The organism is Vibrio sp. QJM3NY_39 (genome assembly GCF_057785895.1).
In genome coordinates this window covers 662,227-684,939 of sequence record NZ_CM173505.1, presented here as the reverse complement: position 1 = coordinate 684,939, position 22,713 = coordinate 662,227, and the positions used below count along the sequence as shown (strand labels likewise).

14 protein-coding genes are annotated in these 22,713 nt (G+C 44.7%); 5 read left to right on the top strand and 9 right to left on the bottom strand.

From position 1 onward, the window contains the following. Positions 1–8 precede the first annotated feature (8 nt). Positions 9–2,402 carry an alpha-glucosidase gene (ygjK, locus tag AC3CHU_RS03245; RefSeq protein ID WP_488525066.1) on the top strand — a complete coding sequence of 798 codons (2,394 nt, stop codon included), beginning with the start codon at positions 9–11 and terminating at the stop codon, positions 2,400–2,402. A gap of 164 nt (positions 2,403–2,566) precedes the next feature. Here the strand turns inward: ygjK and AC3CHU_RS03240 are convergent, their stop codons facing one another. The 4 genes from AC3CHU_RS03240 to AC3CHU_RS03225 form a co-directional block, all read right to left on the bottom strand. Beyond that, a complete protein-coding gene (locus tag AC3CHU_RS03240; protein WP_488525065.1) occupies positions 2,567–5,728 on the bottom strand; it encodes a beta-galactosidase in 3,162 nt (1,053 codons plus the stop codon). A 162-nt stretch (positions 5,729–5,890) separates the two neighbouring features. Further along, the gene (locus tag AC3CHU_RS03235; protein ID WP_488525064.1) at positions 5,891–7,117 is read right to left on the bottom strand and encodes an ABC transporter substrate-binding protein; all 1,227 of its coding nucleotides are present in this window, start codon (positions 7,115–7,117) and stop codon (positions 5,891–5,893) included. Between the two features lie 176 nt (positions 7,118–7,293). Beyond that, on the bottom strand, positions 7,294–8,145 hold the full coding sequence (locus AC3CHU_RS03230; protein WP_004734435.1) for a carbohydrate ABC transporter permease: 852 nt from the start codon (positions 8,143–8,145) through the stop codon (positions 7,294–7,296). Continuing rightward, complete coding sequence (locus AC3CHU_RS03225; RefSeq protein WP_017095500.1) at positions 8,145–9,065, bottom strand: carbohydrate ABC transporter permease; 921 nt, start codon at positions 9,063–9,065, stop codon at positions 8,145–8,147. The genes AC3CHU_RS03230 and AC3CHU_RS03225 overlap by 1 nt, the downstream gene beginning before the upstream one ends. Positions 9,066–9,361: 296 nt before the next feature. Here AC3CHU_RS03225 and AC3CHU_RS03220 point away from each other — a divergent pair, with 296 nt between their 5' ends. Further along, positions 9,362–10,444 carry an ABC transporter ATP-binding protein gene (locus AC3CHU_RS03220; RefSeq protein WP_017087456.1) on the top strand — a complete coding sequence of 361 codons (1,083 nt, stop codon included), beginning with the start codon at positions 9,362–9,364 and terminating at the stop codon, positions 10,442–10,444. Positions 10,445–10,725: 281 nt separating this feature from the next. Further along, positions 10,726–12,066, top strand: coding sequence for an MATE family efflux transporter (locus AC3CHU_RS03215; protein WP_488525063.1), 1,341 nt, complete (start codon positions 10,726–10,728; stop codon positions 12,064–12,066). A 151-nt stretch (positions 12,067–12,217) separates the two neighbouring features. Here AC3CHU_RS03215 and AC3CHU_RS03210 read toward each other — a convergent pair whose 3' ends face one another. Together AC3CHU_RS03210 and AC3CHU_RS03205 are read right to left on the bottom strand one after the other, a co-directional pair. Next, positions 12,218–13,915: a solute:sodium symporter family transporter gene (locus AC3CHU_RS03210; protein ID WP_171308107.1), complete on the bottom strand. Its 1,698-nt coding sequence runs from the start codon at positions 13,913–13,915 to the stop codon at positions 12,218–12,220. Between the two features lie 101 nt (positions 13,916–14,016). Beyond that, the gene (locus tag AC3CHU_RS03205; protein WP_488525062.1) at positions 14,017–16,119 is read right to left on the bottom strand and encodes an alpha-galactosidase; all 2,103 of its coding nucleotides are present in this window, start codon (positions 16,117–16,119) and stop codon (positions 14,017–14,019) included. 248 nt (positions 16,120–16,367) lie between these two features. Between AC3CHU_RS03205 and AC3CHU_RS03200 the strand changes: the two genes are divergently transcribed. Continuing rightward, a complete protein-coding gene (locus tag AC3CHU_RS03200; RefSeq protein ID WP_488525061.1) occupies positions 16,368–17,435 on the top strand; it encodes a LacI family DNA-binding transcriptional regulator in 1,068 nt (355 codons plus the stop codon). Positions 17,436–17,679: 244 nt separating this feature from the next. Here AC3CHU_RS03200 and AC3CHU_RS03195 read toward each other — a convergent pair whose 3' ends face one another. After that, the gene (locus AC3CHU_RS03195; protein WP_171329114.1) at positions 17,680–18,606 is read right to left on the bottom strand and encodes a LysR substrate-binding domain-containing protein; all 927 of its coding nucleotides are present in this window, start codon (positions 18,604–18,606) and stop codon (positions 17,680–17,682) included. Between the two features lie 100 nt (positions 18,607–18,706). On the opposite strand from AC3CHU_RS03195, the gene chrA reads away from it, so the two are divergent. Continuing rightward, positions 18,707–19,855, top strand: coding sequence for a chromate efflux transporter (chrA, locus tag AC3CHU_RS03190; RefSeq protein ID WP_488525060.1), 1,149 nt, complete (start codon positions 18,707–18,709; stop codon positions 19,853–19,855). A gap of 159 nt (positions 19,856–20,014) precedes the next feature. On the opposite strand, the gene AC3CHU_RS03185 is transcribed toward chrA, so the two are convergent. Both AC3CHU_RS03185 and AC3CHU_RS03180 read right to left on the bottom strand, forming a co-directional pair. Further along, positions 20,015–20,935: a glycosyltransferase family 2 protein gene (locus AC3CHU_RS03185; RefSeq protein ID WP_488525059.1), complete on the bottom strand. Its 921-nt coding sequence runs from the start codon at positions 20,933–20,935 to the stop codon at positions 20,015–20,017. Continuing rightward, the gene (locus AC3CHU_RS03180; RefSeq protein WP_171329106.1) at positions 20,932–22,710 is read right to left on the bottom strand and encodes a hypothetical protein; all 1,779 of its coding nucleotides are present in this window, start codon (positions 22,708–22,710) and stop codon (positions 20,932–20,934) included. Before AC3CHU_RS03180 ends, AC3CHU_RS03185 begins: the two co-directional genes overlap by 4 nt. Between the last annotated feature and the right edge of the window lie 3 nt (positions 22,711–22,713).

Below are 22,713 nucleotides of genomic sequence, written 5' to 3'. Positions count from 1 at the left end.
AATTGATCATGAAACTGAATAAATCATTCGCAGCTCTCGCTATCGGTGCAGCCCTTGTCGTTGCTGGTTGTGCTTCAAACTCAATCTCTGGCTCAGGCTCTGACACAGAGCAACTGCAAGCCAACGAATTTAAGAACGTTATCGACCGTACTGGCTCACCTGAATACATGCGTGACTACGACTTCGATGACCACCAACGCTTTAACCCATTCTTCGACCTAGGTGCATGGCACGGTCACCTGCTGCCAGACAGTGCAGAAGGCATGGGCGGATTCCCAGGTACAGCGCTGCTTACCGAAGAATACATCAACTTCATGGCTGATAACTTCGACCGCCTAAGCGTGTTCAAAGACGGCAAAAAAGTGGCTTTCACTATGGAAGCTTACAGCCTACCGGGCGCATTGGTTCAGACGCTAAAATCTGACGATGTGACCGTAGAAATGACGATGCGTTTTGCTTCAAACCGTACCTCTCTGCTAGAAACCAAAATCACTACCGACTCTCCTGTTGAATTGGTGTGGGATGGTGAACTGCTAGAAAAGACCCATGCGAAAGAAGGCGTGGCACAAACCGACAAAACAATCGCTGAAACTTACCCTGAGTATGACCGTCAAATCGTCGCAACCGACGATGGCCTGAAGGTCACCTTTGGTAAAGTGCGTTCAACTTGGGATCTGCTGACTTCAGGTGAGTCTGAGTACCAAGTTCACAAATCGATTCCAACACAAACCACAGTGGATGGTTTAGCGTTTACTTCAACGGCAAACATTGAAGAATCGACCACCATCTACACCACTTACTCGCATGTGCTAACGGCAGAAGAAGCACAAGCTGAACAGCCTGAAATCAAAAAGATCATGGCAAACCCGACTGACTTCCTAGCAGCATCTGCAGAGCGTTGGGAAGGCTATCTTGAGATGGGTTTAACCAACCCGAACGCGACACCAGAACAAGAACGTGTTGCTGTTAAAGCGATGGAAACCCTAAACGGTAACTGGCGTGGCGCTGCAGGTGCGATGGAGTTTGACTCAGTCACGCCATCAGTGACCGCACGTTGGTTCTCGGGCAACCAAACTTGGCCGTGGGACACATGGAAGCAAGCTTACGCAATGGCTCACTTCAACCCAGACGTAGCGAAAGACAACATCCGCGCGATGTTCGCTTACCAAATTCAGGCTGACGACGCTGTTCGCCCTTGGGATGAAGGCTACGTGCCCGATCTATTGGCTTACAACCTAAGCCCAGAACGTGGCGGCGACGGTGGCAACTGGAACGAACGTAATACCAAACCAAGCTTAGCGGCATGGGCAGTAATGGAAGTCTACAAGACCACCAGCGACGAAGCTTGGCTTGAAGAGATGTATCCAAAGCTCGTGGCATACCATGATTGGTGGTTACGCAACCGTGATAACAACGGCAACGGTGTTCCGGAATACGGCGCAGCACGTGACAAAGCACACAACACACCTGAAGGTGAAATGTACTTCACCGTAGTTCGTGGTGATAAACATGAAACCGTCGTAGGCCAAGCTGCACTCGATAAAGTCGTGGCTGAAGGTAACTACGATTACATCGAAAGCCCAGCTCAAACGGCAGCGTCTTGGGAATCAGGTCGTGACGATGCAGCCGCATTTGGTTTCATCGATAAAGATCAATTAGACGCGTATGTCGCGAATGGCGGCAAGCGCAGCGATTGGGATGTTGAGTTCGCTCAAAACCGCGCAGAAGATGGCACGTTGTTGGGCTACTCATTGCTGCAAGAGTCTGTCGACCAAGCAAGCTACATGTACAGCGATAACAAGTACCTAGCAGAAATGGCTGACATTCTTGGTAAAGACGCAGAAGCGAAAGAATTCCGTGAAAAAGCGGAGCACCTATCGAACTACATCAACACCTGTATGTTCGACGAAGGCACTAACTTCTTCTACGACATTCGCATTGAAGACAAACCATTAGCAAACGGCTGTGCGGGTAAACCGATTGTCGAGCGTGGCAAAGGCCCTGAAGGTTGGTCACCACTGTTCAACGGCGCAGCAACGCAAGAGCACGCTGATGCTGTAGTGACGGTGATGAAAGATACGGAAGAGTTCAACACCTACGTTCCACTAGGTACTGCGGCGCTGTCTAGCCCAGCATTTGGCCCAGATATTTACTGGCGTGGACGTGTATGGGTAGACCAGTTCTACTTCGGTCTAAAAGGCATGGACAGCTACGGCTACCGTGACGATGCGATTGAAATGGCAGGCGCATTCTTCGACCACGCCGATGGTTTGGTGCAAGACGGTCCTATACGTGAGAACTACAACCCACTGACTGGTGAACAACAAGGTGCACCAAACTTCTCTTGGAGTGCCGCTCACCTATACATGCTGTACAACGATTTCTTTACTGACGCAGAGTAAATCGAACCTTTTTACCTGTCCTCTGAGATTCATTAATACACCGGTTCAATAAGATACTGCGAATTAACAAATTTCAGGCTTTGGCACTCAGCGTTATGTTGAGTGCCTTTTTTATATCTGAAGCCAAACAATCGAATAAACAAGCACTTATACTATTTGACCTACTATGATCCTTTTACTCTATTCGCTGTACTTTGACCGTTCTCACCACAATAGAAGCGCACCTGATAATGGTAATGCTCTTTCAATAATTTGTATTCATCATGGACACTTGGCGTCCATGAGTCGTCACCGCCGACCCCCATATGGAAGCCATCGACATAAACAAACAGCTGTTCTTGTTCGGTTAAGTCACAAGTATGTTTTGCCTTCTGTAGCTGCTGTAACCCAAAACGACTGACTGAGAAATGGAAGTCTCCTTGCAGTTCAAATGCGCCCACTTTTGCCTCACGAACATCACAACGCAAGCCGCAATCAGAAGGGAAAATATACGGGGTATGCATTTGTTCAATACTCTGCTGATGTAAGCCAACGTGTGCCGACATCTTTCGATCTGGGTAGTTTTCGTGTGGCCCACGACCAAACCATTCCACCCCATCAGGTACATGCTTCAAAGCAAACTCAAAACCGACTCGTGGCAGAGACGGTAAACCTTTCGCCGCTTGTACATCCACATCTAACTTAACCTCACCATCGGTAAATAATTGGTACCGCCAAGTCGACAACAAACGAACCTGCCCTTCCACTGTGTGAGCAATGATTGCCGTCACCAACACCCCGTTTTTCTGAGTGATGGATGAAAATTCGATACACTCTGGAGTGAGCCTATCCAACCTCATCGCCTGCCAGCGTGCTATCCATGAATGAGGGTCGACGCGGTTTGCTTCACTGACACCGATATCGTTGTCCAATGGAGCACGATAAAAGTTATCTCGAAGACCACTAGCAAGCTGTTCCACCCCTTTGATTTTCCAGCTCTCTAATGTCCCAGATAATCTGTCGAACTCTACTTGATAAGCATCACCACTCACCGTCAGCAGCGCATCGGTTTCAGTCACTTTCGGTGGAAATTGAGAGAGGTTGGCATCCAACATCAATTGCGGTTGAGTAGGTAAGCTAAACTGTTCAATCGCCGTCACATGACCTTTATTCGCCCACGCAGTATTGGCATTTAATACTACTTCAAGATTGAGGTAATTAAGCGCATTGGCCGTATGAGGAATAGTCACACCATTAAGCTCTATCTGGACACTCTCCCCCGCATCAACCATCAATTCGATACAACCATCGCACGTCACCACACCATTCTGGGTAACCGTCCAATTCAACGTTTCAACCCTGCTGGTCACAAATAAGTGTTCGCTGTGTACCTCAATCACCAGTGGTGATGCAGACACCAGCTTGAATTGATAAAACTGCTGCGCTTTTTTCACTTCATGTAACGTTGGGTGAACCGTTCTATCGGGGAATACCAATCCATTAATACAGAATTGACGGTCATTAACCTCATCGCCGAAATCACCGCCATATCCCCAGTATTTCTGTCCGTTCGTATCGGTTTTGGTAATCCCTTGATCGACCCAATCCCAGATAAAGCCACCTTGCAATCTAGGGTTATCTCGAAAAGCGTCCCAATATTTGTCGAAGCTACCGAGGCTATTGCCCATCGCATGTGCATACTCACACAAGATCAGCGGGCGCTGTTCGTTCGGCAGAGCAATGGCTTTACGAATACCCACTCTAGGAGTGACTTCAGGTTGACTCTCAACCACAGGTAAATCCCAATCAACACGCGCATACATAGGACATAAAATATCGGTCGCTGCTGTATCTGCCCCGCCACCTTCATACTGAACGGGACGTGTTGGATCAGTTTGTTTCACCCATTGATACATCGCATGGTGATTACGACCAATCCCCGACTCATTACCCAACGACCAAATGATCACGCTGGCGTGGTTTTTATCGCGCTCCACTAGCCTTGTCATTCGTCTCATGTACGCATTCAACCACGACGAATCATTAGACAGTCGACACATCGGAAACTGACCATGGGTTTCCACATTCGCTTCATCAACCAGATACAGGCCATACTCATCACACAATTCATACCACAATGGGTGATTCGGATAATGAGCGGTTCTCACGGCATTGAAGTTGTTTTGTTTAAGTAGTTTGATGTCTTGAATCATCCCTTCACGAGTCATGGTGTGACCCAATTCAGGGTGATGTTCATGGCGATTCACACCACGAATCAGCAACGGCTTACCGTTAACTTTGAGTAAACTATCGGTAATTTCAATACATCGAAATCCGACATCGTAAGCCTCACAATCGACAAGCTCATCATGTTCATTGAGCAATGACACCACACAACGATACAGATAAGGTGATTCGGCACTCCACTTGTTCGGATTCACCACTGAAATGCGGTGTTCAGCGACTTCAGACCAAGGCCCTTTCTCATCGACAACTCGCTCACCAAAGCCCACGATTTGAGGCTCAGAGATGAGTTGCCCCTGCACATCAAACAGCTCGACTTTAACTCGGTTTATTTGTTGAGTTTGGTTATCTTGATCTAATGGATTTGGTTTCGATATTTGTGTCAACACCTTCAAACACGCATCTCGATAGCAAGCGTCCAGTTGAGTTTCAACCCGAACATCCTCAATGGCGACCTTAGGTTTTCTCAACAAAGTCACATCACGGAAGATGCCGCTGAGCCACCACATATCTTGGTCTTCAAGATAGGAACCATCGGACCAACGCAGCACCATCACCACTAGCGTGTTCTCACCCACTTGCAAGTATTCAGACACATCAAATTCAGCTGGTAATCGACTGTCTTGCGAATAGCCAATCCACTTCCCGTTACACCACAAATGAAATGCCGAGTTAACTCCATCAAAGGTCAGCCTATGGGTATCTAATAGCTCCGGTTCCGTGCAGTTAAAATGCGTTCGGTAGAGCCCTGTCGGATTATCGCTAGGGACGAAGGGAGGGTTATCAGCGAAAGGATATTTCACATTGGTATAGATCGGTTTATCAAAGCCTTGCATCTGCCAATTGCTTGGCACTGCGATCGACTTCCATGAGGAGTCATCAAAATGCTCAGAGACAAACTCTTCGCTGACCAACTCAGGCGAATCGAACAGCTGAAACTTCCAAACCCCATTGAGAGACAAGGTGCGTGACGAGTTCTTCCCCACAGCCTCAGCCAACGAGGTGTAGCCATTCAAAGGAGCATGAGCCTCAACAACGTTATGATGAGTGATGTGTTGGTTTTCCCATTCACGGGCAGAGATGATTTGAGAGAAAGTTCTCATGGAGTGTTCCTTACGATAAACCGTTCAAAGTGAATCATTGCAAGTGATACTCAGTGCTCCACAACATTCAAAAATGACGAACACCAACGAATCAGCACTGGCAATAATCCCTAGAGAGACAAAAGAAAAGCCGCAGCCAGAACCGCTGCGGCTATTGAGATATTACTTAAAGGTACGCTTGCTCACCTTATCGAGTTTCTTTAAGATTTTTTCGATTCGGTCAGGGTGAACCATAAACTCTTGGAAACCTTTCATGCCCTCTTTGGCCATCGCAGGATCGGTATCACGGTCATAGAACTGAGCCGTACCATCGGTAGAAGCGAGCATTGCTACACCTTTATCTAAGAACGGATCAGACTTGGCTTTGGCTTTATTGTTGGTCGGAATTTGTAACAGCATCTCATTGATCAGCTGTTGGTTTTCAGCGCGAGCAACAAACTCTAAGAACTTACGTGCATCTTCCTTATTTTTCGCTTTTGAAGGAATGTGTAGCGTATCCATTGGCGCATCTTCTGACATCGGAATGCTTGGGTCGATGACAGGGAATTGGAAGAAATCCATCTTGCCATCCAACTCAGCAGGGAAGTTAGGCGTGATGAAGTTCCCCATCAGGTACATCGCCGCTTTACCGTTGTACAAAAAAGGTTGAGCCTCTTGCCAAGAATAAGAGGCGTGATTTTCTAGATAGTAACCAGGCTCAACAAGCTCAGCCCAGTTAGCGAACGTTTTCTTCACACGTTCGTCAGAATAAGGCACCTTGCCTTCCATCAACTGAATATGGAAATCCAAGCCGTTGGTACGCATGTTGATGTAATCAAACCAACCCGCAGCAGTCCACAAGTACTTAGTGCCAATAGCAAACGGCGCTACACCATTTTCTTTCAGCGTTGCCGATGCCGATTTCAGATCATCCCATGTTTTAGGTTCAGCAATTCCATACTGTTCAAAGATGTCTTTGCGGTAGTAGATGCCCCATTGGTAATACGTGTATGGCACACCAAATTGCTTGCCATTCACCGTCATTGCAGGTGCGGCTGAAGCAAAATCTTGCTTCATGTTGTTGTCAGTCCAAATATCACTCACATCTTCAAACAGGCCGCGGTCAACAAAGGCTTTCATTCGGTTACCCGCGTACCAAAAAACCACGTCCGGCGGCGAAGTGACCAACCAATTACGAATCGTTGTTTTGTACGACTCGTGATCGTACAAATTGTACTTAACCGTAATATCTGGGTTTTCTTTTTCAAAGCGGTTAATGATCTCACCCCACGCCTCTTTTGGCGCTGGATCAGAAGCATCTGAGTTGATGACTAAGGTGTCTGCAAACGATGTTGCAGACATGGAGGCAGCGAGCACTGCAGAGGCAGCGATATGTTTCACGTATTTCATATTGAGGTCCTTGTTATGGAGCTAAGCTCTCTAAGTCCAATTCTTATTGTTTTCTCTCGTAGGGTTGTTCGTGTTTTAGTTTCTCTTCAATGATTCATCCATTCGGGATGTCGGTAGCAATAACGACTAAAGCCGTCGCTATTGCTAGATTCGTGTATCGATTCTTATCTCGTTATTTACCCTTTGGTCGCACCTAATGTCAGACCTGCGATAAAGTGCTTTTGCATGGTGAAAAACAGCACAACCGGTGGGATAGCCGCGACTACAGCACCCGCCGACATAAACTGCCAAGACGCCAGCCATTGGCCTTGTAGTGAGCTCAAACCCGCAGTTACAGGGCGAACGTCATCACTCTGAACCAGTACTAGTGCCCAGAAGAAATCGTTCCAAATAAAGGTAAACACCAATACAGCTAACGCCGCTAAAGCTGGGCGAACCAAAGGCAGCACCACATGCCAGAATATTTTCCATTCACTCACCCCTTCGACACGTGCCGCTTCAATTAACGCATCGGGAATGCCAACAATAAAGTTACGCATGAACAGGGTACAAAAGCCGGCTTGAAAAGCGATATGAAAGAAAATCAGCGCCCAATGGGTATCGTAAAGGCCAAGTCCAATGGTTAAATCACGCACTGGAATCATCAAAATTTGGAACGGAACAAAGTTGCCCGCAATAAACATCGCAAAGATCCAAACGTTGGCTTTGAAGTTGTATTTCGCCAAGGCGTACCCAGCCAGAGTCGAGAGAGCGACAGCCCCTGCGACCGCCGGCAGTGTGATGATCAAGCTATTGATTAGGTACTGCCCCATCGAGGTCGAGGTAAAAACTTGGGTGTAGTTCTCTATGAATTGAATCTCGCTCGGCCAGCCCCAGTAATTACCTTTGTTGATGTCATCCATTGAACGAATCGACGTCATCATCACGGCGATAAGCGGTAACAACCACATCACGATCGAGATAGGTAACGCCACTCGGTAGCTGATATTAGTAAAGCGACCGGCTTTTTGAATTGGTTGCGGAAACATTATTTTTCACTCCTTAACATGCGCCACAAGAAGTAAGCGATATAGATATCCATAATCAGAAACAGCACCACAGAAACCGCCGCACCGTAACCCATTCGATAGTTAAAGATAGACTCTTCATACATTTGATACGCCAGTACCGTCGAGCTGCCCCAAGGTCCACCCGCCGTCATGGTTGCCACTAAATCGAAAGAACGTAGGGCACCAATCACGGTCACGACCACAGCAATAAACGTCGCGGGTCTTAGTTGAGGCAACACCACGTACCAGAGCATGCGCCACTTCTTTGCACCATCCAATCTCGCCGCTTCTAATTGCTCTGGGTCGAGGTTATTCAACCCAGTGAGATACAAGATCATGCAGTAAGAAATTTGTGGCCATAGGCCAGCGGCAATGATTCCGTAGGTGACATAGTCTTCATCAGCAAGTATTGAAACGGGCTCAAAACCGAAGGCACCCAATACCATGTTGAAAAGGCCAAATGATGGGTCATAGAACCAAGAAAATACTAGGCCGACCACCACTTGAGAAATAACAAAGGGGAAAAAGAATAAGGATTTAACGACACGAATGCCTTTCACTTGTTGGTTGAGGAAAAGGGCAATCGCCAAGCCACACGGTGGCGCGAGCATAAAGAAGATCAACCAAAGAAAGTTATTCGTTAACGAAGTATAGAAAGCATCTGAGTCAAATAGCTCACGATAGTTCTCAAGCCCCACCCACTCTTTTTCGCCTAACCCATCCCACTCAAAGAAGCTCAGCCAGATACTGTCCAAGATGGGGTAGATAACATAGAGAGAGAAGATAGCGATGGCTGGCGCCAAAAACAGCCAAGGCGACACCTTAGAACTAATGCGCCTTTTCTTTTTCGCCGATGGGATGCGATTTTCTGGGTATATCGTTTTCACAGATTGCTCCATTTCCCGAAATTCCTTGTATTAAAAGCTTCATTTACTATTTGATTAATTTCCACCTAGGTTTCTAAATTTAATCGAGCAACGCAGCATTTATAGTAATTACGTTCAAATATTAGGCTTATTGATAACATTGCGCACAGTTATGTTTTGTTTTTGTAAACGTTTCCACAAAAATCAGTATAGATCGCCAAATTTATATGACCACGATCAATAAATCATGCGAGGCACCTAACAAATTTCTGATGAAAGCGTATGTTTTAAAGGCAAAGAGATGCAGTCCAACGAAGCAAGGAGAGAGCATGGCTGATATCAGCTTAAAACAGGTCATCAAACGATATGGTGATGTTCAAACGATCCATGGTGTTGATCTAGAAATAAGTAACGGCGAATTCGTAGTATTCGTTGGACCGTCTGGTTGCGGTAAATCAACTCTCTTACGCTTAGTTGCTGGCTTGGAAGAGATTACTGAAGGTGAGATCCATATTGGCGATGATCTGGTTAACGATGTCGATCCTGCAGAACGTGGTGTGGCGATGGTATTCCAGTCCTACGCCCTTTATCCGCATATGACGGTTGAAGAAAACATGGGCTTTGGCCTGAAAATGAACGGGGTAGCTAAAGAAGTCGTCGAGAAACAAGTCACCAGTGCAGCGAAAACGCTTCAACTAGACCCTTTGTTGAAACGTAAACCTAAAGAACTTTCGGGTGGACAACGTCAGCGTGTTGCTATCGGTCGAGCAATTGTTCGCAACCCAAGAGTGTTCTTATTCGACGAGCCTTTATCAAACTTAGATGCTGAACTTCGTGTCGATATGCGTTTACAAATCGCCAAATTGCACCAAGATCTACAAAATACCATGATTTATGTAACACACGATCAAGTCGAAGCAATGACGCTTGCCGACAAGATCGTAGTACTAAGAGACGGTCGAGTAGAACAAGTCGGTTCACCTCTCGAACTGTATCATTCTCCACAAAATGAGTTTGTGGCTGGCTTTATTGGCTCTCCGAAAATGAACTTCTTACCGTGTATCGTGAACAGTACCTCAGAAACTCATGCCCAACTGACCGTCAATGGACTTAATAAAATGACTCTACCATTGCCAAGTGATGGCCTTGCCGAAGGACAAAAGTTGACTCTTGGTATTCGACCAGAACATTTGGAGATCAATGGCGAGTCAGATATCACGATTGAGTTCCAAAGCGAGGTTGTAGAAAGGCTTGGCAACAGCACTTACATGTTTGGCCAATCATGTGGTGTTGATAGCTTTAAGGTCCACCTACCTGGCGATCAGGAAGTCGCACGCTATCAGTCTCTCAATTTAAATTTCGCATCAAAAGATTGCCATCTGTTTGATGCTGAAGGTCAGCGTATTAACTAAACTTTAAAAACGGTAGAGCTAGCTCGATGTCGCTAGCTTTACCGCTTCATTTCAAACTCATTTCTTGTGCCACTTTTAAGTAGTTAAACGCTTCCACTTTCTTCCTCTTTACCTTATGAAACATCTCTCAAAAGTTTCATAACTCACACCTAAATGTTGGCCTCTGAAGGCTTATTCGAACTTTATTTACCCTTAATAGCTATCCGGACATTAATTTGATAGTCGTTTACTCAATAATGGCTAAACTATAGTGTCGCTTACCCCTTTCTGAGAAAACCCAAATGCCTAATGCTGATTCCACCCTAAATAAACGCATGGGAATCGTTGCGCTCACCTGGCCAATTTTTATCGAAGTTCTTCTAAGAACCGCACTCAACACCAGTGATGTATTCATGTTATCGGGGTACTCAGACAAAGCCGTGTCTGCCGTTGGTGTTATCTCTCAGATATCCTTTTTTCTGATCATCGTCTCAACCATGGTCAGCAGCGGTACAGGCATCCTAATCGCACAATACAACGGTGCCTCTCGCACTCAAGAGAGCGCTCATGTGGGCGTGGCGAGCATTATCTTGGCCATTATTACCGGTGTGTTACTCAGTATTATTGCGATTCTTGGTGCTGAATATTTTATTCCGCTCTACCAACTGGAAGCTCAAGTCGAACAGTACGCTCAAGAGTATCTGTTTATCAGTGGTGCTCTCACCTTTAATGTCACGATAGGTGTCGTTCTCACCACGATTCTACGCAGCCATGGCTATTCAAAATCACCGATGGTCATCAACATGATTGCAGGTGTGATCAACATCTTCGGCAACTACTGCGCACTTTACCAACCTTTCGGGTTGCCAGTGTACGGCGTACAAGGGGTTGCAACGGCGACGGTTATTAGCCAAGTGATCGGCTTATTGATCTTAATCGGTGTCGTAAGAAACAAAGGCATTGACCTACCGATGAAACAGTTCAAATCTGTGCCTAAAGCTATCTATCAAAAAATCATGAAGATCGGCTCTATGAATGCTGGAGAAGTACTCTCTTACAACATGGCGCAAATCAGTATTACCTTCTTTGTGGTGCAGATGGGAACGTCTTCACTGGCCGCGTTTACTTACGCACAAAACATCGCACGTCTCTCTTTTGCCTTTTCCTTAGCCATCGGCCAAGGTAGCCAAATCCAAACGGGTTATTACATTGGTAAAGGTTGGATAGATGAGATAGCCAACCGTGTACAACGATACTTTGTAGTAGGCTTTATCGCCTCTATCACCATTACCTGCGTGGTCTATATTTTCCGATTCGAGATTTTGGATTTATTCACTCAAGACCCAGAGATCATCGCACTGACTGCCGCACTCATCGCAGGCTCGATACTTTTAGAAGCTGGTCGCGTATTTAACCTGATTTTCATTTCTTGCTTAAAAGCCGCAGGCGATATTAAGTTCCCGATCAAAATGGGCATTCTTAGCATGTGGGGCATTGGCGTTGCGATGAGCTATTTACTTGGTGTGCATTGGGGTTATGGCGTATTAGGCGCGTGGATGGCGATCGCGATGGATGAATGGTTCCGCGGATTGATTATGGTTCGTCGCTGGCGAGCGAAGAAATGGACTAGATTCTCTTTGTAAGTGGTAAATAGCCAGACAATAACCAATCATAAAGACAATATGTTAGGCATCTCAATCATCACGATTGAGATGCCTTTTAGTTATTGGCCTACGATGATCCTTTTACTTATAAAGCTCATTCTAAAGGAACTAATGGCAGGCTCTATTAAGGTTATGCGGCAGCTTCAACGGCTTTCTTGCGCTTTGCTAATCGCGCAGCTATTCCGAACAACATCACAATGCCGCACACACCGTACACTTGCATAATGGTTGGATCATCAGATACAAAACCAACATCAGAGAACATCACATAAGCGCCCAGCACCATGTAAAGAATGATCGCTGAAGCTTCGAAACGGAACGCCCAAGGCGTAACATCAATGTTTTCATTCACAGGCATCACATAATCATCTTCACGTGGCATAAAGTAGCCAATAATGAACATCAACGCCGTACATACAACAAACAGAATCGCCAGTTGGTGTAAGAAGTGAATGGGCGTTTTGAACACTAACTGCATCGCAGCGTATGAACTTACAAACACCACCAAAGCAACTTTAGCCGCCACAGCAGGTACACGTTTAGAGACATAACCAACAAACACAATCGTAAAAATTGGCACGCTGAAGAAGCCCGCTACCATTTGTAGGTATTGGAACAAACCTTCAGGGGCATACATGATGAACGGTGCAATACACACAGAGATAATCGCGATCACAACGCCGAAGATACGGCCTTTACCCACCAGTTCTTCATCCGTTTTACCTTGACCAAACAAAGGCTTGTAGACATTCAATGCAAAAAGAGTGGTCGAGCTGTTAAGCACACCATTAAACGTACTTAGGATGGCACCAAACATAACCGCGACGAAGAAACCGACTAATGGTTTAGGCAACACTTCATTTACCAAGCGCGTGTACATGGTGTCAGGGTTACCGGCATCTGCGCCAAACATGTGGAATGCAATGATGCCTGGAATGATTAGGAACAACGGAGAAATAACCTTAATTGCACCCGCAAGGATTACCCCTTTCTGACCTTCTTTTAAGTTCTTAGCACCCAATGCACGCTGGATGATTGATTGATCCGTACCCCAGTAGTAAAGGTTCACAAGTAGAAGACCTGTAAACAAGGTTGAGAACGGCAGTGGATCAGTCTCTGTACCAACCGATTGCAGTTTCTCTGGCGCTGCATAAAGCAGAATATCCAAGCCAGCACCAAAGCTGCCCTCGCCCAACACCATCAAACCAAACACGGGGATCATCATGCCGCCAACAATCAGGCCTACGCCATTAATCGTATCCGCAATCACAACCGCTTTTAGGCCGCCATAAATCGCGTAAAAGAAGCCAAGTAGACCAATCGTCGCCGAAATAAGGGCTATTGAACTAAACTCTGAAATATTTAGCAGAGCTTGAACATCAAAGATCTCCCCCAAAACAACGGCACCGGCATAAAGTGTGGTTGGCAAGATATTGATGACGTACTGGCACAAGAAAAGTAACGTCACAAACTTCTTCACCGACATGTCGTAACGGCTCTCTAAGAAGTCTGGAATCGTCGTTATCCCTTGCTTCAGGTAACGCGGTACCAGCATCAGAGCGATGATGACTAAAGTGACACCAGACGCCACTTCCCAACCCATGACACTCATATTGTGGGTATAAGCTTGTGCACTCATGCCAACAAAGCTAGTCGCGCTTAAATTGGTTAAAATTAGGGAGCTGGCAATCAAACCACCGGTTAAGCTTCTTCCGCCGAGAAAGAAACCGTCTTGTGAGGTGTTCTTGTCATTTTTAACTTTGTTGTAGGTAAACGCGACAACAAAACCAGTAAATAACAAGAATGACAGCAGAACTGTAATAGACATTTTGTTTTCCTTAAGTTTAGTTATTGCGGCAGCAATTCCTCGCTGCCGATTATATTTTTATATTTAGAATTTTATTTGTAGGGGTACTCATAGTTAGCGCTTCATATCTTTTTCAGATGAACAATCAAGGCTGACTCTGGGTCTAGAATCGGTAAGGTCAATCCAATTTCCTTGAGGTTATCGCCACTCAGGGCCAACGTTTTGTCGAGCCATTGGGGGCGCTGTTTCATCAATTGGAAACTGGTTTTTGGCATGTCCACTAACTTCACTTGATACATCGCATTGTCTTCCACGCAGCTAATACGAAGTGGCGAAGGCAGAGCATACTCAGGCATCGCTAATTGGCACACGGTGATCAGCATTTCATCGTCATTTTCAACGCCATAAATGTTCTGATTTTTGTCCGAAGGATCCATTCGGAAACTACGACCAGAATGCAAAACATGACGAAATTGCTTATGCAGTGAAATGTAATGTGAGAATGCTTGTTTCTCTTCCGGTGATTCTTTAACAGGGTCAAGCTCAACACCCATGTGCCCCATGAGTGCAGTTACACCACGCATATTGATGCTGTGACGACGGTTGGTTGAGTGGCATTCTGCTGGGCCAATGTGCGCCCCCATCACTTCTGGTGGGAAGAAGTAACTCATGCCTTTCTGAATGGCTTGGCGCTCTAAGGCATCATTACAATCCGATGCCCAGAAACGATGGGTTCGTTTTAGAATTTCAAAATCGATACGGCCGCCGCCCGAAGAACAAGATTCAATCTCGACTTCTGGGTGCGCTAGATTCAACTCATCAACAAGGCGATATAGCGCTTTAGTTTGACCATGCACCGCAGCCTTACCTTGATGCCCAGGTTGAACCAACTCTCGGTTCATATCCCACTTTAAATAAGTGATGTTGTACCGAGTCAGCAGCGCATTGAGGCGTTCATACAAATAGTTAAAACACGCTTCATTTTGTAGGTCTAACACATACTGCCAACGGCCAGATGGTTGATGATACCCTTGTAAACCAAGCACCCAATCAGGATGATTTCGGTAAAGATTAGAATCTTGGCTTACCATCTCAGGTTCAACCCAAAGGCCAAACTCCATACCCTGTTGGTTTACATGTTCAATCACAGGCTCTAAGCCATTTGGATATTTCACCTCATCCAAATACCAGTCGCCCAGTGCGGTACGTTCACCATCACGCCCCACAAACCAACCATCATCAATAATGAAACGTTCAACGCCCATCACGCCCGCTTCCGTTGCCATCTTCATGATGTAGTCAGGCTTGTGATCAAAATAGATCCCTTCCCATGTGTTTAAATGAACGGGACGAGGTTTTTCGGTTGGGAATTTAATAATGTTGTCGCGAACAAATTGCTGAAAACGCTGAGCAATACCGTTCAAGCCCGAATTGCTGTAACAACCATAGAGCCAAGGTGTCTGATAAGTAGCCTCTGGTTCTAGAATCGATTCACCCGCTAGCAATAACTCTCCCGCTTGAACAAAGCGGCGACCATCACTACGAACATCCGCGCGCATTTGGTGGTTACCGCTCCAGCCCAAATGAAATCCCCATACCAAACCATGTTGCTCTGAGAACCCTTGAGTGCCTGCAAACATGCCAGGGAAGTTTTCATGTGAAGTACGACCGCGACGGTTCTCTTGCATGAAGCCGCCGTGTTCAAAACGCTGACGTTGCGTTTGAAACTCATGACACCAACGGCCATGGAACGTCATAAGCTCGTTAGCATGATTCGGCAATGGCAACGTTGAAGAAAGCTTGTTCAAGTAGTATTTATTGCTGCCTTTATTGGTGACGGTTACACGCTTTTGGACGACGTCAGATTCGAAATCCAGTTTGATCTCAACCTTAATCTCCAGCAGAGCAACCTTGTCTTCAAGGAGGAAACTCACTTCTTGCTCTTGAGCATCGTAACGAACTGTCTTAAAGACGGGAGCCCAATCAAGCCCTTCTCTATGACCTTCAATGCCCGGAGCGTTAAAGTGCCCACTGCCTAACTCAGGACAAAGAGAGAGAGGCACATCCACATCAAGTCGCGCTTGGGAAATCGGTCTCTCTGTCGAAAGCAGAAGATCTTCATCAATACTTGCGATCTTTGCCCCCCAATGCAAAACCTCTGGAACACGCCCTGATTTAATGATCAAACTATGGTTTTTACTCTTTAAGTGAATAAATTCGTTCATTACTAATCTCTATTGTTTTCGTAAACATAATATAGGAATAACAATGAACCCATCACGCCAGATTAGTATCCAAAACCCACAAAATCGTGATGTAAATTGGCTTTAACATTCGAAAAACTTGCACAAGATCGACTGTTTCCGGAAACACTTTTAATGTTTTAAAAGACATTTATTTGAGAGTGAGCAGAGTTTAGTTTGGTAAATTTCGGTAGGCTTATTTCACTCTAAAATATTCGATGAGCAGAGCGATGAGTATCACCTTCAAAGACGTAGCAAAACTGGCAGGGGTATCCACCCAGACGGTATCTCGAGTAACCAATGGCTCACAAGACGTCGCGGAATCCACCCGCAACAAGGTTAACGCCGCCATAAAGCAACTTGGTTATGTACCCAATAAAGGTGCTCAAATGCTCAGTCGAGCCAAGTCCACCAGCGTTGGCTTAGTCACTCTCGATATGGCACTGCATGGCGCAGCAATGATCGCAAATGGCGTGCGAATGCAAGCTCACAATATGGGTTACGGCACCACATTTTCTGTCGTCTCTGAATCAACCGTCGACAGTACACGAGAAGCTATTCGTGAATTACTCGCCCAACAGGTCGACAGTATTATCCTCAACGTTCCTCTAACTAAAGTTGAAGCTGAGTATTTGGTCGAGCAGTATCAACACCTGAACCTTATATTCATTGATGTCCCTTCAGACACACACGTCAATTACATATGCGGTGACCATGCTAAAGGCGCAACAATGGCCGCTCAGCATTTAATAGAAAGTGGACGTCGAGATTACTTGCTGATCACAGGCCCTAGTGAATCCAGTGCATCAAAGATCCGTCACCAAAGTTGGTTGGCAGCACTATCAGATACGGGATGTAAGGTGCAATTTGAGCATCAAGGAAACTGGCAGGCGGAAAGTGGTTATCTTGGTGTTCGAGAAGCTATCGCTAAACAAGCCGTATTTGATGCCGTGTTAGTGGCGAGTGATCAGATGGCATTAGGGGTTTTACGCGCGCTACAAGAACTGCAGATTCCAGTACCAGAAAAGGTTGCAGTCGTCGGCTTTGATGGCATCGAAGACAGTGCGTTCTTTAACCCACCTCTCACCACAATCAAACAAGATTTCACTACAATAGGTCAACAAGCCGTAGTACTTGCAGAGAAGCTCAGCGCCAACTCACAAGATTCCCTACTGCAACAACATATTGAAACTACACTGATTCCCAGAGAGAGTAGTCAATCTAAGGTTACGGCTCACTATGAAAAACAACAGATAGAGCAACTCCTGAAGAAAATTCATAGCCTATTACCGGAATAGAGATTGAAAGAAGAAAAAGCGCTAGGGGGAGCTAGCGCTTCAAGACCAACTAAGTCCGTTTAGCCTGGTAGTTTTTTAAGCTATATCATGAGGATATAACCATTTTTTTACTTAGGTAAATCAAAAAGCCTATTCTTTACGACTGCTTTGAGTCGTAAATTAAGTATAGTCACGTTCTGGTAATTAACCGGATTTTTTTAGGGATAATTTGGACAAACTTAACGACAAACCGCAGCTCATAAATTTACTCACTAATCACAGATGAAATAGCTTTAGCAATCAACTTTCTAAGTAATTTATTTTTATCATCTAGATGCTTTGCCTTGCGATAGACAAGCTGTATATCAAAATCTGGAACATCGATAGGTGGCTTCACCGCGACTAAAGCTTCTTTTGTATTAGTATCATTGCGTGCAACGAGTTTAGGGACAATACACAACAGCTCTCTGCCACGAATTAACCGCTTTACTGTCAAGAAGTTACTTGAAGATATAGCGACTTTTCGACTGAAACCTAGCTCAGCCAATCGAATATCAACACCCGTTTTTAGAGCCCCAGCAGGAGAAACAAGCGCATGCTCTACAGACACAAACCGCTCTAAAGACATAGGTTGTTCAATAGATAAAACCGACTGATCGAACAAACAGACATGTTGCTCTGTATACAAATGCTTTGTTCGATAAGGCTTTGGTACCTCACCAAAACTACCGATCGCGATATCGAGCTTAGCGTCTTCAAACACTTGTTGATAGTTGCTTCGATTGACATTGAATAACGTCACTTGAGAATAAGGCGATGATTGCTTAATAAGATCAAACAACATTGGAGCGAACATCTGCTCTGCATAATCGGTAAGTCCGATCTTCCAAGTGCCTTTATAGGTTGCTACATCAAACGATTTAGACAACAGTACTTCTGACTGAATGGTATTGAGTAAGGCATCGACGGTGCTTGATAATTCAATCGCTCGGTCGGTCGCTTCCATCTTGCTACCGACCCGCTCAAACAAAGGGTCATCAAACAACTTTCTCAGTCTTTGTAAGCTATGACTCATCGCAGATTGGCTGACATAACAACGTTCAGCCGCCTTACTAACACTGTTGGTTTTATACAGAGCTTGCAGTGCAATCAATAAGTTAAGGTCAATTCCTTTCCAGTTAAAATCAGCCACAAATCAATCCCATATTATTCATAGTTATAATTAAAACAATTAATTTGAATCATAGTTCAACTCCACCTAAATTACGCTAAACATTTATCTGGAATCGATCATGCTTTCAATTTTTAAAACCTTTTTCTGGCTTGGCTGGATTAGCTTCGGTGGACCTGCGGCACACATTGGCTACTTCCGTAAAACCTTTGTTGAGAAACTGAATTGGTTATCCGACGAAGAGTACGGGCAAATTGTCGCCCTCAGTCAATTTCTGCCGGGTCCAGGCTCAAGTCAGGTTGGCTTCGCGGTTGGTTACAAAAAAGGTGGCTTAACCGGTGCGATTGCCGCATTTGTCGGCTTCACCTCCCCTTCAGTCATCCTAATGTTGATATTGGCCTTAGTGAGCAACCAGTTGTTAGAAGCGCCGCTTTTCATTTCAATCATCCACGGACTTAAGCTACTCGCGGTCGTGGTTGTAGCTGACGCCACTTTCGGCATGTACAAAAACTTTTGCCAATCAAAGGTAGCAACAGCACTGTGTGTGATAACCGCGATTGTTCTACTTTTGATTCCGGGGATCTGGCCTCAGGTATTAGTTCTATTGTTTGCTGCTATGGTTGGCAGTAAGTTCTTAACCTCACACGAATTAAAAACAGCACCTTCGACCCATAAGATATCGTTAACACCACTCGTAATTTTCGTTGCTTTACTGGTTGGTCTGCCTCTATTCAGTGCATATTCTCAAGGCATCGAAGTGTTTGGTTTGTTCTACCAAGCAGGCAGCTTAGTCTTCGGTGGCGGTCACGTGGTTCTTCCGTTGCTACAGAATGGTATTGGAGACCAACTGTCTCAAGATACCTTCCTAACAGGCTATGCTGCTGCGCAAGCGGTGCCGGGCCCGATGTTTACGTTAGCCACTTACCTCGGTTATGTATTAATGCCGTCAGCGCCGATTACAGGTGCTCTATTAGCAACGGTTGCGGTGTTCTTACCTGGCTTCTTATTGCTACTGGGTGTACTGAAGAACTGGCAGGCAATTGCGAGCAAGCCTCTAGTAGCTGGGGCGCTTACAGGTGTGAATGCGGCTGTAGTCGGCTTATTACTTGCAGCTCTATACCAACCCATCTTCACAAGTGCAGTGAGTAGCGGCTTAGACTTCGCTCTGATCATTGTTGGTGTTTGGCTCTTGAAAACCGTGAAGATGCCGATTGTAGGTTTAGTGGGGATCTTTATGTTATTGGGTGCGATTACCGGTCTCGCAATCTAAGTAATAATTGAGAGTAAGAGGTAGGGGAGCTAGTCGCCTACTTCTTACTTTAATCAAAATCGTCATCACAGCAGCAACTATACAATTGCAACTCCACCTAGCACTTCAAGCACTTCAAGCACTCGAGTGCAGCTCCCTTGGCCAAAAACCTCAGCCTAATTATTTATCGTCCTTAAATCTTAAAATAGAGAGTATTCTCATCTCTCGCCTACCTCGTGATACGTTATCGAGTATCAAACCGCAGAAAAAAGACATCACAGCGATCAAAGCTATTGAGCTAGACAAAACAGCTGTAGGTAGCCTTGCCACTAAACCCGTGTCAACGAATTCAACAATAACGGGAATACCTAAGCTCAATGAAATAAGACCAAGCAATATCGAGAGCACGCCAAAGAAAAACATTGGTTTTACATCTCTCAATAAGAACAAGATAAAGTTGAGGATCTTGAGGCCATCACTCAAGGTGTTCAGTTTACTGGAAGTCCCTTCCGGCCTAGATTGGTATTGAGTTGAGACTTCTTTGATTGACATATTATGGTGTAACGCATGCACGGTGAGCTCTGTTTCTATTTGGAAGCCATCGCTGAAGATAGGTGCGGTTTTGACAAATCGATGGCTCATAATTCGATAGCCAGAAAATACATCATTCAATTGTGCATTGAATGCTAAGTTAATCAGTGATGAAAACATCTTATTCCCAAGGATATGTCCTTTTGGGTAAGCCATTGAAGTTCGCTCACGACTTCCAATAATCATATCGAGCTTTTCATTATTTAATTGCTCGATCAACACCGAGCATACTGACGCATCGTAAGTGTCATCGCCATCAGCCATCACATAAACATCAGCCTCAACATCAGAGAACATCCGCCTCACGACTTCCCCTTTACCTTGGCGAGGCTCATGTCGCACAATCGCCCCTACTTGTAACGCCTCGTTGACCGTGTTGTCGGTTGAATTGTTGTCGTAAACATAAATAGTAGAATTAGGTAAAGCTTGTTGAAAAGAAATGACCGTTTTTCCGACCGCACCAGCTTCGTTATAGCACGGGAGTAACACAGCAATGGTTTGGTTTTTCATGAACTCCCCTTAACTCTAAAGACTCGGTAACCGCTTTCAATGTTGTCGTGCACAACCTCCAACCAAGTTGGAGTATCTGAGCTGTATAATTTATTGATAAACGCCTCCTCTCCCGCCGAACCCTTTAGAATCAACAAATGCGGATCATTGCCAACAACAATAATATCTACGCTTTTATCTATAATTTTCCTTTCAACTAACCCGAGATCTTCCTCTAGCATTACCTCAATAAGAAACCTATTCCCGACAATATTTCGATGATAAGGAGCGGCAATAATACTGTTATTTGTCTTTGCTAATACAGGAGCCCCAGTTTCTATTCCAGAGAGGATGGTTTGTGAGTTGATATCGTTATCTTTTAGTACTTTATAGATATTCAGCGATTCTTTCTCTTCATCAAGAGTAGTTGTAATTTCCTCTGTTGGCGACAAAGCGAGAATGACAAATGCTACAGCTAACGGTGCGCCAGAAAAAATAACTGTAGCTTTTAAGATTGAAGAGCGAATGTAATCTGACAACTGCAGAACAACATATGCTTGAAGAGGAGCAGCTAACACAAAGCACAATCTCATGACCCTAATCTGCCAAAAAATCGCAAGGGCTAGATTAAACAGAAAAATGAGATACAAAATTGTGCAGTGGTGGTTTTTACGCTTAAAAAATGGATATAAAGTGGCAGGAATCACGAGCAAAGCGTAATTCTCTATCGAGAAAAAACCATGACTTGCGACATATCTAACGACCGATTTCGCTTCTGTCACTTGGTCTAGCCAATACACTTTAAGTATCGGAGGGTAATCAATAAACAACGCACTACTGAGTGATGGGTAAAGTACTGCCACTGGAATTAAAAACACAACAGCAAGAAATACGAACAGAAAAACCTTTTGTAGCAGGCTTTTATCTTCATTCATTAATCGGTGATAAACATTAACGAAAAGCCAGCCACAAAAGAAAAGAATGATGAGAACAAATGATATTTCGTCGTATTTAAAAACAAAAAACTCATCATAAGGCCGATTTAATAAAACCGCACAAATCCCGAACAGAGCGGAACTCGCATACAACTTAGAGATATAACCAAACCACTCGTGGCGAACAAGACCGCAATACACGGTGTAAATAGCGAAGAAAAACATAAATAACAATACATTATCTAAACCAGTCCACAACGATAAAGACAGGATAATTGATTGAGCATAAACACGCCATGAGTGATTCACCTGGCGATAATTCACAGGTGTTAAAGCTAAAAATAGGGCTGCAAAGATAAGCTGAATATTATGATGATCAATAGAACCCGGTAAGAAGTGAATAATTGAAGGGGAGGAGATAGCAAACATCATGCTAATAAAACGATATTTGTCGCCGAATAAATGTTCACTTAAATAAAAACATGACAATGCAAAAATCAGTAAATAAAGTAATGGAACAATCGATATTGAAATCGTATACGCAACACTATCATCGGCGACTAGTAATAGTGGAAAAGCGACTAGCGATAACATTAGGTCAGGGAAGCGAGACCAATGGATTATAATACCATCAGCGGGATTAAAGTTACTCATCGGTTCAAGATACCAATGACCATTCTTCATCCACTCTTGAAACTGAACAAAACGCATATAATCGTCATTATCATTCAGGTTGAGTATTGAAACGCTTTCCCACTTGTAAATAAATATCGCGATGGCACAAACTAGCCAAATTGCAGAAATAACAACGATATCTTTGTTAAAACTCTCATTTTTAGGCAATATGAAGGTCCTTTTCATTGA

Excerpts from the sequence above, each read along its gene's own strand:
- AC3CHU_RS03180 (WP_171329106.1), bottom strand. The coding sequence starts at position 22,710 with ATGAAAAGGACCTTCATATTGCCTAAAAATGAGAGTTTTAACAAAGAT.
- ygjK (WP_488525066.1), top strand. The coding sequence starts at position 9 with ATGAAACTGAATAAATCATTCGCAGCTCTCGCTATCGGTGCAGCCCTT.
- AC3CHU_RS03205 (WP_488525062.1), bottom strand. The coding sequence starts at position 16,119 with ATGAACGAATTTATTCACTTAAAGAGTAAAAACCATAGTTTGATCATT.
- AC3CHU_RS03200 (WP_488525061.1), top strand. The coding sequence starts at position 16,368 with ATGAGTATCACCTTCAAAGACGTAGCAAAACTGGCAGGGGTATCCACC.
- AC3CHU_RS03220 (WP_017087456.1), top strand. The coding sequence starts at position 9,362 with ATGGCTGATATCAGCTTAAAACAGGTCATCAAACGATATGGTGATGTT.
- AC3CHU_RS03230 (WP_004734435.1), bottom strand. The coding sequence starts at position 8,145 with ATGTTTCCGCAACCAATTCAAAAAGCCGGTCGCTTTACTAATATCAGC.
- AC3CHU_RS03225 (WP_017095500.1), bottom strand. The coding sequence starts at position 9,065 with ATGGAGCAATCTGTGAAAACGATATACCCAGAAAATCGCATCCCATCG.
- AC3CHU_RS03215 (WP_488525063.1), top strand. The coding sequence starts at position 10,726 with ATGCCTAATGCTGATTCCACCCTAAATAAACGCATGGGAATCGTTGCG.
- chrA (WP_488525060.1), top strand. The coding sequence starts at position 18,707 with ATGCTTTCAATTTTTAAAACCTTTTTCTGGCTTGGCTGGATTAGCTTC.
- AC3CHU_RS03210 (WP_171308107.1), bottom strand. The coding sequence starts at position 13,915 with ATGTCTATTACAGTTCTGCTGTCATTCTTGTTATTTACTGGTTTTGTT.
- AC3CHU_RS03240 (WP_488525065.1), bottom strand. The coding sequence starts at position 5,728 with ATGAGAACTTTCTCTCAAATCATCTCTGCCCGTGAATGGGAAAACCAA.
- AC3CHU_RS03235 (WP_488525064.1), bottom strand. The coding sequence starts at position 7,117 with ATGAAATACGTGAAACATATCGCTGCCTCTGCAGTGCTCGCTGCCTCC.
- AC3CHU_RS03185 (WP_488525059.1), bottom strand. The coding sequence starts at position 20,935 with ATGAAAAACCAAACCATTGCTGTGTTACTCCCGTGCTATAACGAAGCT.